The organism is Cobetia sp. UIB-001 (assembly GCF_044789135.1).
GTDB classification, from domain to species: Bacteria; Pseudomonadota; Gammaproteobacteria; order Pseudomonadales; family Halomonadaceae; genus Cobetia; species Cobetia amphilecti.
Genome location: NZ_CP058244.1, coordinates 381,309 through 396,467, shown reverse-complemented (window position 1 = coordinate 396,467; position 15,159 = coordinate 381,309). Strand labels below are relative to the sequence as shown.

Genomic DNA, 15,159 nt, shown 5'->3' with positions numbered 1-15,159 from the left:
TCATGCAGTTCTTGATCGGGCTAGCCATTGATGCTCAGTCTGAGTCCGGCGGCGATGGCGAGTGGCGCCAGCAGCAGGGCCAGCGCCAGCATCGCGCCCAGAATGGCCAGATGAGCCAGACTGGGCATGCCGTTGACGGCGCTCTGTACGGCGCCGGCGCCGAAGATCAGCACCGGAATGTACAGCGGCAGAATGATCAGCGAGAGCAGTACTCCGCCGCGACGCAGCCCCACCGTGAGTGCCGCACCGATCGCGCCGATCAATGACAGACTCATGCTGCCCAGCGCCAGCGAGGCGATCAACACGCCAAAGGCGCCGCTCGACAGCCCCAGCATCACGCCCAGCAAGGGTGCCATCAGCGCCAGCGGCAGGCCGGTCAGCAGCCAGTGGCCCGCCACCTTGGCCAGCACCAGCAACGGCAATGGCTGCGGCGTCAGCAACAGTTGCTCGAGGCTGCCGTCCTCCAGATCCTGCCGGAACAGACCGTCCAGTGACAGCAGCGTCGCCAGCAATGCCGCCACCCACAGCAGACCCGGTGCCAGCGTCGCCAGCAGCGCCTTGTCCGGAGAGATGCCCAGCGGAAACAGCGTGATCACCAGGGCGAAGAACACCAGAGGATTGATCAGCTCACTGCGCCGGCGCAGCGCCTGACGCAGGTCGCGCGCGAGGGTCGCCTTGAAGGCACCGGCCAGCGAGCTGGTGGGCGGGGCCTCGGGCAGTGCCGTCAGCAGCTCATGGTTCATGCCGAGGCGCCTTGTATCGAGGCTGTGTCTTTCCCGCCCATGCTCTGCTCTGAACCCTGTTCGGCCTTCTCCCCTTCCTTCGCGCCCAGGCACAGGCGGCGCAAGCGCGAGGCCTGCGAGAAGCGATGATGGGTCGTCATCACCACACTGCCCCCACGCTGGGCGTGAGCCAGCAGCAATGCCTCCAGCACCTGAACGCCGTCGCGATCGATGGCGGTGAAGGGCTCATCGAGCACCCACAGCCGGCGTGGCGTCAGATGCAGCCGCGCCAGCGCGATACGTCGCTGCTGACCGGCGGACAGCTGCTGGGCAGGCACATCCTCGAAACCGGCCAGCCCCACGGCGTCCAGCGCTGCCCAGGCGAGCTCGCGGCGGGCCTCTGCCTTCGCCTGCGGTTGACCGCCAAGCGCCTGATACCAGGCAAGGTTTTCCAATGCGGTCAGGGTGCCCTTGATGCCGGGCTGGTGACCCAGATAGAGCAGTGAACCCAGAAAGTCGTCACGCACCCGCGAGGTGGGCTGGCCGCGCCACAGCACCTCGCCCTCGTAGTCATGGAACTGACCGGACAGAATCTTGAGCAGGGTCGTCTTGCCACTGCCATTGGGGCCCTCGACCTGCAGGATCTCTCCCGCATGCAGCGAAAGATCCAGCCCCTCGAACAGCCAGCGCTCATCACGCTCACAGCCGAGCGCCACGACCGCCAACAGAGGCGGCGCGCTACAGACTTCATCGCTGGCAGGCTGGCTGGGCATCCGGATTCTCGCGGCTGAGCCGTCGCGAAGTGCGACATCAAAGGCAGACCCAAGGGTCACTGCGAGCCATTCTACGAGCTGAGGTCGACACTGACCACCGAGCAGCCGATCACCTGGCCTCGCAGCCCCGCCATGACGGGCAGTCAAGCACTCGAGAAATATATCAGCGACATGTGGTGCACATTCATACGACACACTTTCGCTGGATTGGCGCTGGTCGATCCGCTCACCTCTTGCCACTTCGCGAGAGCTTGCTATGATGCAGACACTGTATACAAAAACAGTATACATACAGTACCTTCATCACACGCCTGCCGAGTGCAGGCACAGACTGATCGGGTCGGCTCAACGCGTTGTCAGCATGTTCGCGGAGCCTAGCAGGCGACAGATGAACTCAGCCTGACGACCCTCCACGCTGCACCGCAGGCCGACGCACCATCCGCGCCGACCGCACGGCATCAGGGGATAGCTCATGTCACGTCTTCACGCTCCGCACTACCTTCAGCGTCTTCACAACCTGCCGCTCAATGACCAGGCCTGGCAGGAAATCACCGCCAGCGACATGATGGATATCCCGCTGCTCGGCAACATCACCGCCGGCATGCCCATCGAAGCCATCGCCGACTGCGGTACGGTTGCCGTGCCGACGCGCATGGTGCGCCGCAATACCTACGCCCTGCGCGTGCGCGGCCATTCGATGATCAACTGCAATATCCATGATGGCGACATCATCATCATCGAACGCAGCGAAAGCGCCGAGAACGGCGAGACCGCCGTGGTGATGATCAATCAGCAGGAAGTGACGCTGAAGAAGCTGTATATCGAGAAGACCGGCGTGCGCCTGCAACCGGCCAACGACAGCATGGCCCCCATCTATCTCAAGAATGCCGATATCGAAGTGCTGGGCATGGTGATGGGCGTGGTGCGCGGCAATGCCGTCACTCACTGAGGGCGACGCTTTGGTAAGATGGTGCCATGACCTATCTGATACCGGCACTGGCGCCCGAGGCGCACCATGAACACAGCATCGAGATCGAGAAGAGCCGCTTCATCGCCTGGCTGGCCCATGCCCCGACGCCAGAAGGCATGACGCGGCTGCTGGCTCAGGCGCATCTCGCCCACCCCAACGCACGCCATCACTGCACGGCGTTCATCGCCGGGGCACCCAATGAGCAGAACGCCATCGGTTTCTCCGATGATGGCGAGCCGGGCGGCACTGCTGGCAGGCCGATGTATCAGGTGCTCGAAGGCAGTGGCGTCGGCCAGGTGGCCTGCGTGGTGATCCGCTACTTCGGCGGCATCAAGCTGGGCACCGGCGGCCTGGCGCGCGCATACAGCCGCGCGGTGCTCGAGGCGCTCGAGCACCTGCCCACCACGACCTTCACGCCGCGCACGCCCAGGCGCCTGAAGGTCGGCTTCGCCCATGAAGCCGATGTTCGCCACTGGTTGAGCGGCTACGATGTGCCGGTGGATGCCGGCGACTATGGTGCCGATGGCGTGGTGTTGACGGCGGGCTGGCCGCAAGGTGGCGCCCAGCCGCCGCTGGAAGAATTGCATGCGCGCCTCAAGGGAGCGCTGGAAGTGCTCAACTCCCGCGACTGATCGACGCCAGCGACTGACCGGCGCCAGCGATTCCCTTTGGTTCTCCACAAACACGAACGCCATCGCCACCCCTTGTCCGGGCGGCGATGGCGTTCGTGTTTTCACTTCTCTCAGCGGAACTGCAGGGCTTCCACCTGATTGGCGATGGCTGCCTTGGCCTCGGCCAGTGAGGCGGCCCTGGGCTCATCGCCCATGCTGAGGCCTTCGGCATACACGAAGTGCTGATCCGTGATGCCCATCAGTCCGAGCATGGATTTCAGGTGCGGTGTCTGGGAATCCATTTCAGTGCCCGCGTACATGCCGCCACGCGCCGCCAGTACCAGCGCCTGCTTGCCTTCCAGCAGGCCCACCGGCCCTTTCTCGGTATAACGGAAGGTCTCGCCGGCACGCAGCACACGATCGAACCACGCCTTCATCTGCGTCGGCAGGCCCAGATTGTAGAGCGGTGCCGCAACGACCAGCAGGTCTGCCGCTCTCAGCTCGGCCAGAAAACCATCGGACAGTGCGGCAAGCTTGCGTTGCTCGGCGCTACGCTCATCCGCCGGCGTCATCCAGGCCTGCATTTCCGCGCCATCGAGATGCGGCAGGTCACGCTCGACCAGATCATGATGCGTCAGCTGAAATGGCTGCCCGGAGGCCTCGAGCGCACTGACGAAGGATGAGGCCAGCGCACGTGAATTGCCCTTGTCGGCGAACAGGGAAGCAGACACCAGCAGGACATTGAGCGAAGCTTTTGACATGTGGAGGGTCTCCATGAAAGTGAGGCGCGATCCTGTCGACGGTGTTCGACCCGATCCGCATGCACAGCATGATAAATGAACCATTCCACACGAAAAGCGACTTAAATCGCCTACATCATTCGAAAAAAACGAACACTTAGCCAGTCGTCACCCTCATTCGACCGCCGACTGATAGCGGAACGCCTCGCCACAGCCCTTCAATTCCTGTCCCGCAATCGTCAAGGTCGCCGTCAGCGGATAGGGCGCACCCTGCATGGAATCGAAGCAGGCGCCCGGCGCGACCACCAGCTGCAATGGCTCGCCCTGCTTGCCGTCAGCCGGGAGTTGCGCCTTGAGCACACGACTATCGTTTGCCTCGCGGGCGACCCGATAAGGCAGCTTCACCACCTGGACACCTGACGAGCGAGCGTCAGCCTCAGCTTCTGCAGAGCGCTCGGATGCCTGCGCCTCGTGCGGCGACTCGAACAAGCCCTGCATGGCCGTCAACGTCAGCAGGTTGTGCTGGCTGTCGAGACTGACCTGCCAGCCGGGCTCATTGCCCTGCGCCACCAACAGCGGCTTCTGCGTCGTCGGATGAATCACGCGCCGATCATCCTGCACACATTCCAGATTGCCACGGGCATTCTGCAACATCGCCTCGGAACCCTTGAACCACACCTCCAGTCCCTCTTCACCGGGCAACGCCTTCACATCACCAGACGCCTGCTTGGCCGGCGATGCACCGGCATTGGCCTGATAGCGCTCGCCCGAGGCACTGACGACCCGCTCCAGGGTATAGGCATGCCGACGCGACCACAGGCGCAACCAGTCATGCGATGCCTCGGCGTCGCCTTCGCTGAAGGCCATCAGCAGATCCTGCGCCGGAGTACAGCGCCACACCTGATACTCACTCGCCCGGGGCGGTGGCAGAAAGCTGGAGGGCAAGGTCACCGCAGCGGCCTTACCCAGCGATTCCGCACTGGGCGGCGCAGGTTTCTTCGCCACCTCATGCACCACGGGGCCCGGGTCCTGTGCGGGGGCCGGCACCTTGAGCGGCGGCTGGCCAGCATCCGTCCCTGACGCGGCGTCCTGACTCCACGGCAGGGAGGTACATCCGGCCAGCAGCATGGGCACCGCCAGAGGCGACAGGCGCAAGCCCGCTCGACCGACAGCGATCATCCCTGGCGTGAGACTCGCGGCCCACCTATGGGGCAACACACGGGAAATGGCGAAAAGACGACAGCAATGACGTGACATGATGAACCCTCCCTGGGCATGTCGGACGACAAGATGCAGCGCAGGACTCTGATGATGAGACACTGCGGCATGGCTGGACTTCAAGGCGGAGACGGCGGCCTTCCTGGCGCACCCTGCCAAAGTCTATCAAGCGCAGTGAGACTTGTGGGGATGGGAATGCACTGAGGGTACAAGGCGCGTGCCCTGCCGGCCTTGCATGACACCCTCCTGGCGCCTGACTCCGGCGCCCTTCGTGTTCCGCCGCCCCGAGTGATACGCGAATCGCCATGAATATGAGACAGTGTCATGAGCGCCCTCGGGCAGCCGCGCGTCACGATGGTGGCTTGGCGGGGAGAAAATCCCGCTGCCACTCTCCCACTGATCCAGTCACGCGGGAGTGATTGACCCGCGCGCGGCTTGCGCCAGGACTTTCAACTTATCGTTCTCGACTTAACGTTCTCGGCTTGCCTGTCTCAACTGGCCTGTCTCAACTTGCCGTTCACAACGCACCTTTCTCTCTCAACCTCTCAACATGAGCACCATTCATCATGCTTGAATTGCGCCATCTGCGTACCCTGCTGGCCCTGCGTGATGCTGGCTCGCTGGTCGAAGCCGCGGAGCGTGTCCACCTTACCCAGTCCGCCCTGTCCCATCAGCTGAAGGACCTCGAGGAGCGACTGGGCGCGCCGCTGTTCATCCGCAAGACGCGCCCCGTGGAGTTCACCCGCGCCGGACAGCGCCTGTTGTCGCTGGCAGAGCAGGTACTGCCGCAGTTCCGCATGGCTGAGCGAGACATTGCTCGCATGGCGGGTAGCGAGCAGGGCCGGCTGCACATGGCCATCGAGTGCCATAGCTGTTTTCAGTGGCTGATGCCGACGGTGGATCGCTTCCGCGATCACTGGCCGGAGATTGAAGTCGATATCCCCTCGGGCCACAGCTTCGCTCCCCTGCAGGCATTGGGCCGCGAGCAGCTGGACCTGGTCATCACCGCCAACCCGGTGGAGATGACCGGTATCCAGTACATTCCGCTGTTCCGCTATGAGGTCATGCTGGCCGTGGCACGCCAGCATGCATTGGCCATCAAGGGCCATGTGGAGCCGCAGGACCTGTGCGACGAGACCTTGATCATCTATCCGGTCGAGCATGATCGCCTGGACGTCTTCACCCAGTTCCTCGAACCCGCCAACGTGAGCCCACGTGAGATCCGCAGCGCCGAGATGACGGTGATGATGATGCAGCTGGTCGCCAGCGGCCGCGGCGTCACGGCGCTCCCCAACTGGGCGCTGGCCGAGTATCTGTCGCGCGATTACGTTCGCGGCCTGTCGCTGGGCGACGGTGTCTGGGCGACACTCTACGCCGCCGTCAGAGAAGATCTGCTCGGCACGCCGTGGATGGACGACTTCCTGCGTACCGCCCGTGAGACATCATTCGAGGTGCTGAGTGGCGTGAAGCCTGCCTGATACCCGGGCCTCAGCGCTTACGAGGAATGGATACACGAAAGCCCCACCACTCGACAGGCCGCAAGGCATCGATTGGTGGGGCTTTCGTGTATCTGCTGATCACTGCTTGTTCGCGCCATACCACTACGGCTTGCGCGCAAGACTTTTCTTCAGCACAAACAGAACCGCCCCAGCATGAGCTGGGGCGGTTCTTGACATCTATCATCTCAAGCGGAAAGCATTCCGCAATGAGTGATGATCAGTCGATAGCCTTGACGTTGGCTGCCTGCAGGCCTTTCTGGCCCTGGGTCACGTCGAAGGAGACCTGCTGGCCGTCCTGCAGGGTCTTGAAGCCATCAGCTTGGACTTCGGAGAAGTGAACGAACAGATCGTCACCACCGTCAGCCGGAGCGATGAAACCAAAACCTTTAGCGTCGTTGAACCACTTAACTGTACCTGTAGCCATGAGAAATTCCTCTCTGATTAGCATGTTTGAAATAACGGGCATTACCCGAAGAGCGTGGGCAAAGCAAAACCATGCATCAAATCAGCGAGGCTTCTCGGGGCGCTCAAGGCGATTTACCGAGCAGCACAGGCGACTGAGTGGTGCGTCTTGCTATCCAACAGGGGCTACATTGCACGCTAACCCATGATCACGTCAAGCCTTTTCGACAATCACTTCACACAGTCGCCAAGCGATGCCACTCCAGCCAGGTCAGAAATCCCCCTTCCGGCAGCTGCAGATTCGGCGCATCGGTCCCCAGCAGCAGGCGGTCTCCCTCGAGCGTGACGCGCCGAACAAGGGTGACTTCATCCCAATCGGCGATCGTGGCCAGCGACAGATGATGGCAGACCTCCTCCCGCTCACTGTCCCACTGCCAGCGCCCACAGTAGGCAAAGCCCTCACGAAAGGCGGCGACCAGCTGATCATCCGTCGGCGCCATTCCCAGAGGCTGACGCTCACAGGACACCAGCTGCACGCTCATATAGCCATTGGCCATGTAATGCAGATGGCCCTTGCACTCGCCCAGCGGCTCCAGCTCGCGTCCATCCGGCCAGGCATACCAGAAGCGCTCGAGCCGCCACGCGCCGATCAAGTCAGGATGCAGTGACAAGGGAGATTGTCGCATGGCCGATTCCTCAAACGGTCGTGATCAGGTGGCGTGCTCGTCCTGGAGTGACGGCGGCTTGACCGGCGGCAAGGGCACAGGCGCCTTGCGTTCCAGCTGACTGGAGGTCAGTGGCAGCAACAGGCTGAAGCGCGCGCCCTTGAGCGACCTGCCCTTGTCCACAACCACGCTGCCGCCGTGGGAATGCAGGATCTTCTGCACGATGGAGAGCCCCAGCCCGTAGCCGCCGGAGGCACGCGTACGCGAATCATCCAGGCGCGCGAAGGGCTTGAAGACCTTCTTGCGATCTTCCTCGTTGATGCCGGGGCCATCGTCCTCGACATCGAGCCTGACCACCTGCGGGTCACTGGTGATGCGCACCAGTACACGGGAATCCGCGTGTCGGCAGGCATTGGAGACCAGATTCTGCAGCGCCCGCTGCAGATAGCGTGCCTCGGCCTCGACTTCCAGCGCCTCGCCTTCGATGCTCAGCAGCAATTCAGGATGCAGCGGCGCCAGCGTCTCGCAGACCTGCTCCGCGATCTCGCGGCAATCCACCATGCCGAGGTCCAGCTGGATACCGGCGGCATTGTTGAGGCGTGCGTAGGTCAGGATCTCGTCGATCAGCTTGTCGAGCTCCTCGATGTCGCCGTCTGCGCCCTTTATCTGACGCTGGACGAAATCATCATCAACCATGTCCTCGATCATCTGCAGCGCGAAGCGGATACGCGCCACCGGCGTGCGCAATTCATGCGAGACCGCCCGAATCATGTCCTGCTGCGCGCCCAGCAATCCCTGCACCCGCTCGGCCATGCCATTGAAGGCCATGCCGAGACGCCCGAGAAAGTCATTGGACTCGATGCGCACCCGCGTATCGAGATAGCCGCCCGCGATGCGGGTCGCGGCCTTTTCCAGGCGCGTCAGGCGCGCCTCCAGTGAACGCACCACCAGATAGATGACGCCGCCCAGCAGACTGATGACCGCCAGTATCATGGCGATGATCAAGGCCGGCGGTGTCGTCTCGAAGCCGCGGATGGGCCCGACCTTGAGCATGGCGCGGTCCCCCAGACGAGTATAGAGCGCCATCGCCTGACCGTGACTGGCCACGTTGAGCACCACCCGACCGGCCTCCAGGCGACTGGCCTGCTGCGCATCGAGATTCTGCGGAATGTCCGGCAGCAGCGCGAAGGACAGACCGGAGGCCTGCTGCAGCTGGGCCAGCAAGTCGCTGCGCTGCTCGGCATTCATGGGTTGCAGGGTGTCATGCAGCGACACCATCAACCCGCGCAACTGCCGCTCCGCGAGATGCAGCAGCCGGAATTCCAGCACTCTCTCTTCGCCCGGCACCGCCATCAGCAGCTGCCAGCCGGCATCATCATGGGGCCGCACCAGCGGCCGCCCGGCTTCAAGGCGGCGCTGCTCCCACCAGCTGAGGTCAAAGACCGCCGCCGGCGCCAGCAACAACCGCCCATCCAGCAGCCGGGCGGTCCGATTGAGGAAGGCCCCGCGCTCAACCTCCGGCGTGGCCGCGATCTGGCTCACCAGCAGGCGCATCGGCGCCGCGCCCAGACGCGTCTGGTAGGCCTCCAGCCGGACCATGTTGGTCAGCTGAAAACCGCCCAGCGCGATGCCCAGCGTGAGCACCAATGCCACCAGCAAGGCGACATAGACACGCAGGAAGATGCTGTCGGAGAGAGCCCGGCGCATCGTCTAGAGGTCCTTGACGAACAGGTATCCCTTGCTGCGCACCGTCTTGATCCGCTCAGGATGATTGGGGTCATCGCCAATCTTGGGGCGGATGCGCGAGACACGCACGTCGATGGAGCGGTCCTGGCCGTCATACTTGATGCCGCGCAGCGCAGAGAAGATTTCCTCACGCGTCAGCACGCGTCCCGCATTCGAGGACAGCAGCCACAGCAGGTCGAACTCGGCACTGGTCAGTTCGATGCGCTCGCGCGCCAACCACGCCTCACGAGTGGCGTTGTCGATCTCGAGATCATTGAACACCAGGCGTGTCTCTCCGGCGGCCACTTCGGGGCCATCGGCGCGACGCAGCAAGGCCCGCATGCGTGCCAGCAATACACGCGGCTGCACCGGCTTGGGCACGTAGTCGTCGGCGCCCATCTCCAGACCCAGCACCTGATCCATGTCATCGGTACGCGCCGTCAGCATCAGGATCGGCCCGGCGAACTGAGGCCGCACGCGACGACAGATGGACAGACCATCCTCGCCCGGCAGCATCAGGTCCAGAATCACGATGTCGGGGCGCAGACTGATGATCAGGTCCACCGCCCGCGCGCCGTCATTCTCGACGCTCACGCGGAAGTTGTTGGCTTCGAGGTATTCGCGCGTCAGTGTCGCCAGACGCTCGTCATCCTCAACAATCAATACATGTTCTTGCGCATTGGTATCCAAGGGCATTCCATCCGCATCGTTGGGTCAACGTGGCCAGCAGCTCACAAGCAGTTACTTTCCTGTGCCACGTCGTAACCTTTTCAGGGTGATTTGTCACGAATGATACGCCAATTTGGGCGTTTACGCGCCAGCAGCGCAGGCACCATCTGCATTGACGGAGTGCAGAAAATTTAACACCTGAACTCTTGACATCCCCCAGCGACAAGGCCGGATTTTCAACCACACCTTACCCACAAGTTATCCACTTGCACGCCCCACCAAACAACACTATCTTGTGTCCAAAATCAGCTCACACCCCATATGTAGGGTTTTGGCGACGTCGACACCCATAGATCATGGCGACGATTGTCAAGCCCCGAAAGCATGAATCAGCGTATGGGAAGGCAGTCACGCAAGGCTGCTGGGACCGTGTCTCATGAACGCTATCAGGCTCAGCCCGGGCGCCGATTGCCCCGCCGGAGCCTGATCGAGTTTCTCGACGACAAGGCTGACGACGACAGAATATCCCCGGGCGCAGGCAGGAATTTCCAGCCTGCGCCCCGATACGAATTGCCCTCGAGCCCTAACGGGCAACGATTCACCTTCAGACGATTCAGGAAGGCGTCATGGATTCCACTTTCAGCACCGATCAGGCGACAGTCGACGTGACTGCCCCCCAGCGCCTGCGCGTCATCAAGCGCAATGGCGATGTTGCGGCCTTCGACGCCAGCAAGATCTCCGTCGCTCTCTCCAAGGCGTTCATCGCCGTGGAAGGCGATCAGGTCGAGTCCAGCTCGCGCATCCGCGACCTGGTTCAGCAGCTGACCAGCCAGATCACCGACGCCTTCCAGCGTCGCATGCCTGACGGTGGCACCCTGCACATCGAAGACATCCAGGATCAGGTCGAGCTGGCGCTGATGCGTTCCGGCGAGCACAAGGTCGCCCGTGCCTATGTGCTGTACCGCGATGAGCACGCTCGTGCCCGCAGCGCCCAGAGCGACGGCATCGCCAAGCCGCACCCGACCATCAACGTCACGCACCTCGACGGCAGCGTGCGTCCGCTGGATCTGGGCCGTATCGAGACCCTCGTCTTCGATGCCTGCGCCGAGCTTTCCAACGTCGATGCCCAGAAGATCGTCGATGACTCCCTGAAGAATCTGTACGACGGCGTGCCGGTCGATGGCGTGTCCACCGCGCTGATGATGACCGCGCGTACGCTGGTCGAGAAGGACCCGAACTACACCTACGTCACCGCTCGCCTGCTGCAGGACAATCTGCGCCGCGAAGCCCTGAGCTTCCTCAAGGTCGCTGACGAGGCCACCTTCGGCGAGATGAAGGACCACTACCCGGTCGCCTTCAAGGCCTACATCGAGAGCGGCATCGCCTTCGAGCAGCTGGACGAGCAACTGGCCACCTTCGATCTGGAGCGTCTCGGCGCGGCCATCGATCACACGCGTGACAACCAGTTCACCTATCTCGGCCTGCAGACCCTGTACGACCGCTACTTCCTGCACCAGAACGACGTGCGCTATGAGCTGCCGCAGGTCATGTTCATGCGTGTCGCCATGGGCCTGTCCCTGAACGAGGAAGACCGCGAAGGCCGTGCCATCGAGTTCTACGAGCTGCTGTCCAGCTTCGACTACATGGCTTCCACGCCGACGCTGTTCAACGCCGGTACCCGTCGCAGCCAGCTGTCCAGCTGCTACCTGACTACCGTGCCGGACGCCCTCGACGGCATCTACGGCGCCATCCGCGACAACGCCATGCTCTCCAAGTGGGCGGGTGGTCTCGGCAATGACTGGACGCCGGTGCGTGCGCTGGGCTCCTACATCAAGGGCACCAACGGCAAGTCCCAGGGCGTCGTGCCCTTCCTGAAGGTCGTCAACGACACCGCCGTTGCCGTCAATCAGGGTGGCAAGCGCAAGGGCGCCGTCTGTGCCTATCTGGAAACCTGGCACATGGACGTCGAGGAATTCCTCGACCTGCGCAAGAACACCGGTGATGACCGTCGTCGTACCCACGACATGAACACCGCCAACTGGGTGCCGGACCTGTTCATGAAGCGTGTCTTCGATGACACCGAGTGGACCCTGTTCTCGCCGTCCGACTGCCCGGACCTCCACGACCTGTACGGCGCGGCCTTCCAGGCGCGTTACGAGCAGTACGAGGAGATGACCCGTCAGGGCCAGCTGAAGCTGTTCAAGCGCGTCAAGGCGCGTGATCTGTGGCGCAAGATGCTCTCCATGCTGTTCGAGACCGGCCACCCGTGGATCACCTTCAAGGACCCGTGCAACCTGCGCAGCCCGCAGCAGCACGCCGGTGTCGTGCACTCGTCCAACCTGTGCACCGAGATCACCCTCAACACCTCCGAGGACGAGATCGCGGTCTGCAACCTGGGCTCGATCAACTTGGCGCAGCACGTCATCGACGGCAAGCTCGATGGCGACAAGCTCAAGAAGTCGGTGCGTACCGCCGTGCGCATGCTCGATAACGTCATCGACATCAACTACTACGCCGTACCGCAGGCGCGTCGCTCCAACATGCGTCACCGCCCGGTCGGCCTCGGTATCATGGGCTTCCAGGATGCGCTCTACGCGCAGTCCATCGCCTATGCCTCCGAAGAAGCCGTGACCTTCGCCGACGAATCCATGGAACTCGTCAGCTATCACGCCATCGAAGCTTCCAGTGATCTGGCCGCCGAGCGTGGTCGTTACGAGAGCTTCGACGGTTCGCTGTGGAGTCAGGGCATCCTGCCGATCGATTCCATCGAGAAGCTCAAGACCGAGCGTGGCGCCGACTACATCGAGATGGACGAAAGCCAGACTCAGGACTGGGACTACATCCGCGAGAAGGTCCGCACCCAGGGCATGCGCAACTCCAACGTGATGGCGATCGCGCCGACCGCGACGATCTCCAACATCTGTGGCGTCTCGCAGTCCATCGAACCGACCTACCAGAACCTGTTCGTCAAATCGAACCTGTCTGGCGAGTTCACCGTGGTCAACGCCTACATGGTCAACGACCTCAAGGCGCGCGGCCTGTGGGACGAGGTCATGATCAACGACCTCAAGTACTACGATGGCAGCGTGCAGCCGATCGAGCGCATCCCGGAAGACCTCAAGGCGCTGTACGCCAACGCCTTCGAAGTCGAGCCGAAGTGGATCGTCGAAGCCGCCTCGCGTCGTCAGAAGTGGATCGATCAGGCCCAGTCCCTGAACCTGTACATCCAGGGCGTGTCCGGCAAGAAGCTGGACGTGACCTACCGCATGGCATGGTTCCGTGGCCTCAAGACCACCTATTACCTCCGTGCTCTGGGTGCGACCGCCGTGGAGAAATCCACCGTCGATCGCAGCAAGCACAACGCCGTCGGCAATGCACCGACTCCGGCACCGGCTCCCGCGCCGACCCCGGCACCGGAAGCCAAGCCGGAACCGCGCGGCATCGAAGACTTCCTGCAGGGCAAGAGCGGCCAGCGCGCCCCCTCCGCCAGCAACATCGATGAGTTGGGCTGTGAGGCCTGTCAGTAAGCGATTGCGCCAGACCCGAGTCCGCTGACGCTGACTCACCGCCTGCCAGGACACACCTTGCAGGCGGATTGCGGCAAATCCACAAGACCGAGCCCCGCTCGGTCTTGTGCCGCCACCAACAATCACTGCCTCCTGACATTCCCTCGAAACAAGCCCGGGCCTGACTCCCTGTGGGAGCCACGCCACTCGATGGCGCTCGCGTCGTAGAACGCACCGCCCCTGCCTTTTCGTCACGCTGACTGCCCGCGTGACCACCACCGAATACGAGGAACGCAACATGTTGAACTGGGACGATTTCCACGAAGACGAAGCCCCCGCTGCCGAGAAGCCGGCGACGGCCAAACCGGCGCCGCAGGCCGAAGCTCCCGCCGCTGCCCCAGCGGCTGACGCTGTCGTCGCGAGCGAGAACAGCGAAGGCTACGCGATCAGCGATGCCGAGCGCATCGCCCGCGCCCAGCAGGCGCTGGACGATCTCGACGTGGCCAAGGGTCTGGAAGAACTGGAAATGGGTGCCCAGCGCATTCAGGTCGACGAGAAGCGCATGATCAATGCGCGCGCCGACGTCAACCAGCTGGTGCCCTTCAAGTACGACTGGGCATGGCAGAAGTACCTCGACGGCTCCGCGAACCACTGGATGCCGCAGGAAGTGAACATGAACGCGGACATCGCGCTGTGGAAGAGCCAGGACGGCCTGACCGAAGACGAGCGCCTGATCGTGATGCGCTCGCTGGGTTACTTCTCCACTGCCGACTCGCTGGTCGCCAACAACCTGGTGCTGGCCGTCTACAAGAACATCACCAACCCGGAGTGCCGCCAGTACCTGCTGCGTCAGGCCTTCGAAGAGGCGATCCACACCCACGCCTACCAGTACTGCATCGAGTCACTGGGCATGGACGAAGGCGAAGTCTTCAACATGTACCGTGAAGTGGACTCCGTGGCGCGCAAGTCCGCCTGGAGCCTCAAGCACACCCAGGCGCTGGCGCGTGCCGACTTCCACACCGGTACACCGGAAGCGGACCAGGAATTCCTGCGCAACCTGATCGGCTTCTACGCCGTCACCGAAGGCATCTTCTTCTATTGCGGCTTCTCCCAGATCCTGTCCATGGGTCGTCGCAACAAGATGACCGGCGTCGCAGAGCAGTTCCAGTACATCCTGCGTGACGAGTCCATGCACCTGAACTTCGGCATCGACGTGATCAACCAGATCAAGGTCGAGAATCCGCATCTGTGGACCGCCGAATTCCAGGACGAAGTCACCCAGATGATTCTGGAAGGCACCCAGCTCGAGATCGAATACGCGCGTGACACCATGCCGCGCGGCGTGCTGGGCATGAACGCGGCCATCATGGAGGAATACCTCCACTTCATCTGCAACCGTCGCCTCGCGCAGCTGGGCCTCAAGGAGCAGTTCCCGGGCGCCAAGAACCCGTTCCCGTGGATGTCCGAGATCATCGACCTGCGCAAGGAGAAGAACTTCTTCGAGACGCGCGTCACCGAATATCAGGTCGGCGGTGCCCTGAGCTGGGATTGATCGATGATCACTCCCTCTCCCAGAGACAGGCACGCGACTGACGCCTGCCTCTGCTGAGCACCCCAACGGGCCATGTCATTGATATGGCCCGTTTTTGCGTCCAGCGC

General features: G+C 62.6%; 13 protein-coding genes. 5 read left to right on the top strand and 8 right to left on the bottom strand.

Features of this window, described 5'->3' with window-relative positions:
• Positions 1 to 20: 20 nt before the first annotated feature.
• Together ccmB and ccmA are read right to left on the bottom strand one after the other, a co-directional pair.
• Positions 21 to 743, bottom strand: a complete 723-nt coding sequence (gene ccmB / locus HA399_RS01815) for a heme exporter protein CcmB (RefSeq protein ID WP_404325837.1) — start codon at positions 741 to 743, stop codon at positions 21 to 23.
• Positions 740 to 1,495 (bottom strand): cytochrome c biogenesis heme-transporting ATPase CcmA, encoded by a 756-nt coding sequence (gene ccmA / locus HA399_RS01810; protein WP_404325835.1) that lies wholly within the window; start codon positions 1,493 to 1,495, stop codon positions 740 to 742. The genes ccmB and ccmA overlap by 4 nt, the downstream gene beginning before the upstream one ends.
• 472 nt (positions 1,496 to 1,967) lie before the next feature.
• On the opposite strand from ccmA, the gene HA399_RS01805 reads away from it, so the two are divergent.
• Both HA399_RS01805 and HA399_RS01800 read left to right on the top strand, forming a co-directional pair.
• Positions 1,968 to 2,444 (top strand): LexA family transcriptional regulator, encoded by a 477-nt coding sequence (locus HA399_RS01805; RefSeq protein WP_043333703.1) that lies wholly within the window; start codon positions 1,968 to 1,970, stop codon positions 2,442 to 2,444.
• A 26-nt stretch (positions 2,445 to 2,470) separates the two neighbouring features.
• Positions 2,471 to 3,097, top strand: coding sequence for an IMPACT family protein (locus tag HA399_RS01800; protein ID WP_404325833.1), 627 nt, complete (start codon positions 2,471 to 2,473; stop codon positions 3,095 to 3,097).
• A gap of 110 nt (positions 3,098 to 3,207) precedes the next feature.
• Here HA399_RS01800 and HA399_RS01795 read toward each other — a convergent pair whose 3' ends face one another.
• Together HA399_RS01795 and HA399_RS01790 are read right to left on the bottom strand one after the other, a co-directional pair.
• Entirely contained in the window at positions 3,208 to 3,837 is a 630-nt protein-coding gene (locus tag HA399_RS01795) for an FMN-dependent NADH-azoreductase (RefSeq protein WP_043333701.1), read from the bottom strand.
• A gap of 153 nt (positions 3,838 to 3,990) precedes the next feature.
• Positions 3,991 to 4,971, bottom strand: a complete 981-nt coding sequence (locus tag HA399_RS01790) for an MliC family protein (RefSeq protein ID WP_404325832.1) — start codon at positions 4,969 to 4,971, stop codon at positions 3,991 to 3,993.
• A 629-nt stretch (positions 4,972 to 5,600) separates the two neighbouring features.
• Between HA399_RS01790 and HA399_RS01785 the strand changes: the two genes are divergently transcribed.
• Positions 5,601 to 6,512 (top strand): LysR family transcriptional regulator, encoded by a 912-nt coding sequence (locus HA399_RS01785; protein ID WP_279834288.1) that lies wholly within the window; start codon positions 5,601 to 5,603, stop codon positions 6,510 to 6,512.
• A gap of 238 nt (positions 6,513 to 6,750) precedes the next feature.
• Here the strand turns inward: HA399_RS01785 and HA399_RS01780 are convergent, their stop codons facing one another.
• The 4 genes from HA399_RS01780 to HA399_RS01765 form a co-directional block, all read right to left on the bottom strand.
• The gene (locus HA399_RS01780; RefSeq protein WP_043333698.1) at positions 6,751 to 6,957 is read right to left on the bottom strand and encodes a cold-shock protein; all 207 of its coding nucleotides are present in this window, start codon (positions 6,955 to 6,957) and stop codon (positions 6,751 to 6,753) included.
• Positions 6,958 to 7,171: 214 nt separating this feature from the next.
• Positions 7,172 to 7,621 (bottom strand): lipocalin-like domain-containing protein, encoded by a 450-nt coding sequence (locus tag HA399_RS01775; RefSeq protein WP_404325831.1) that lies wholly within the window; start codon positions 7,619 to 7,621, stop codon positions 7,172 to 7,174.
• A 24-nt stretch (positions 7,622 to 7,645) separates the two neighbouring features.
• A complete protein-coding gene (locus HA399_RS01770) occupies positions 7,646 to 9,307 on the bottom strand; it encodes an ATP-binding protein (protein WP_324691306.1) in 1,662 nt (553 codons plus the stop codon).
• Positions 9,308 to 9,310: 3 nt separating this feature from the next.
• Positions 9,311 to 10,015 carry a response regulator gene (locus HA399_RS01765; protein WP_394805763.1) on the bottom strand — a complete coding sequence of 235 codons (705 nt, stop codon included), beginning with the start codon at positions 10,013 to 10,015 and terminating at the stop codon, positions 9,311 to 9,313.
• Between the two features lie 605 nt (positions 10,016 to 10,620).
• On the opposite strand from HA399_RS01765, the gene HA399_RS01760 reads away from it, so the two are divergent.
• Both HA399_RS01760 and HA399_RS01755 read left to right on the top strand, forming a co-directional pair.
• A complete protein-coding gene (locus HA399_RS01760; RefSeq protein ID WP_043334707.1) occupies positions 10,621 to 13,521 on the top strand; it encodes a ribonucleoside-diphosphate reductase subunit alpha in 2,901 nt (966 codons plus the stop codon).
• A gap of 277 nt (positions 13,522 to 13,798) precedes the next feature.
• Positions 13,799 to 15,052: a ribonucleotide-diphosphate reductase subunit beta gene (locus HA399_RS01755; RefSeq protein ID WP_043334709.1), complete on the top strand. Its 1,254-nt coding sequence runs from the start codon at positions 13,799 to 13,801 to the stop codon at positions 15,050 to 15,052.
• Positions 15,053 to 15,159: the final 107 nt, after the last annotated feature.

What these genes read in the sequence shown, in the direction of transcription:
- ccmA (WP_404325835.1), bottom strand. Translation starts at nt 1,495, where the DNA reads ATGCCCAGCCAGCCTGCCAGCGATGAAGTCTGTAGCGCGCCGCCTCTG.
- HA399_RS01805 (WP_043333703.1), top strand. Translation starts at nt 1,968, where the DNA reads ATGTCACGTCTTCACGCTCCGCACTACCTTCAGCGTCTTCACAACCTG.
- HA399_RS01760 (WP_043334707.1), top strand. Translation starts at nt 10,621, where the DNA reads ATGGATTCCACTTTCAGCACCGATCAGGCGACAGTCGACGTGACTGCC.
- HA399_RS01785 (WP_279834288.1), top strand. Translation starts at nt 5,601, where the DNA reads ATGCTTGAATTGCGCCATCTGCGTACCCTGCTGGCCCTGCGTGATGCT.
- HA399_RS01775 (WP_404325831.1), bottom strand. Translation starts at nt 7,621, where the DNA reads ATGCGACAATCTCCCTTGTCACTGCATCCTGACTTGATCGGCGCGTGG.
- HA399_RS01755 (WP_043334709.1), top strand. Translation starts at nt 13,799, where the DNA reads ATGTTGAACTGGGACGATTTCCACGAAGACGAAGCCCCCGCTGCCGAG.
- HA399_RS01780 (WP_043333698.1), bottom strand. Translation starts at nt 6,957, where the DNA reads ATGGCTACAGGTACAGTTAAGTGGTTCAACGACGCTAAAGGTTTTGGT.
- HA399_RS01800 (WP_404325833.1), top strand. Translation starts at nt 2,471, where the DNA reads ATGACCTATCTGATACCGGCACTGGCGCCCGAGGCGCACCATGAACAC.
- HA399_RS01770 (WP_324691306.1), bottom strand. Translation starts at nt 9,307, where the DNA reads ATGCGCCGGGCTCTCTCCGACAGCATCTTCCTGCGTGTCTATGTCGCC.
- ccmB (WP_404325837.1), bottom strand. Translation starts at nt 743, where the DNA reads ATGAACCATGAGCTGCTGACGGCACTGCCCGAGGCCCCGCCCACCAGC.
- HA399_RS01795 (WP_043333701.1), bottom strand. Translation starts at nt 3,837, where the DNA reads ATGTCAAAAGCTTCGCTCAATGTCCTGCTGGTGTCTGCTTCCCTGTTC.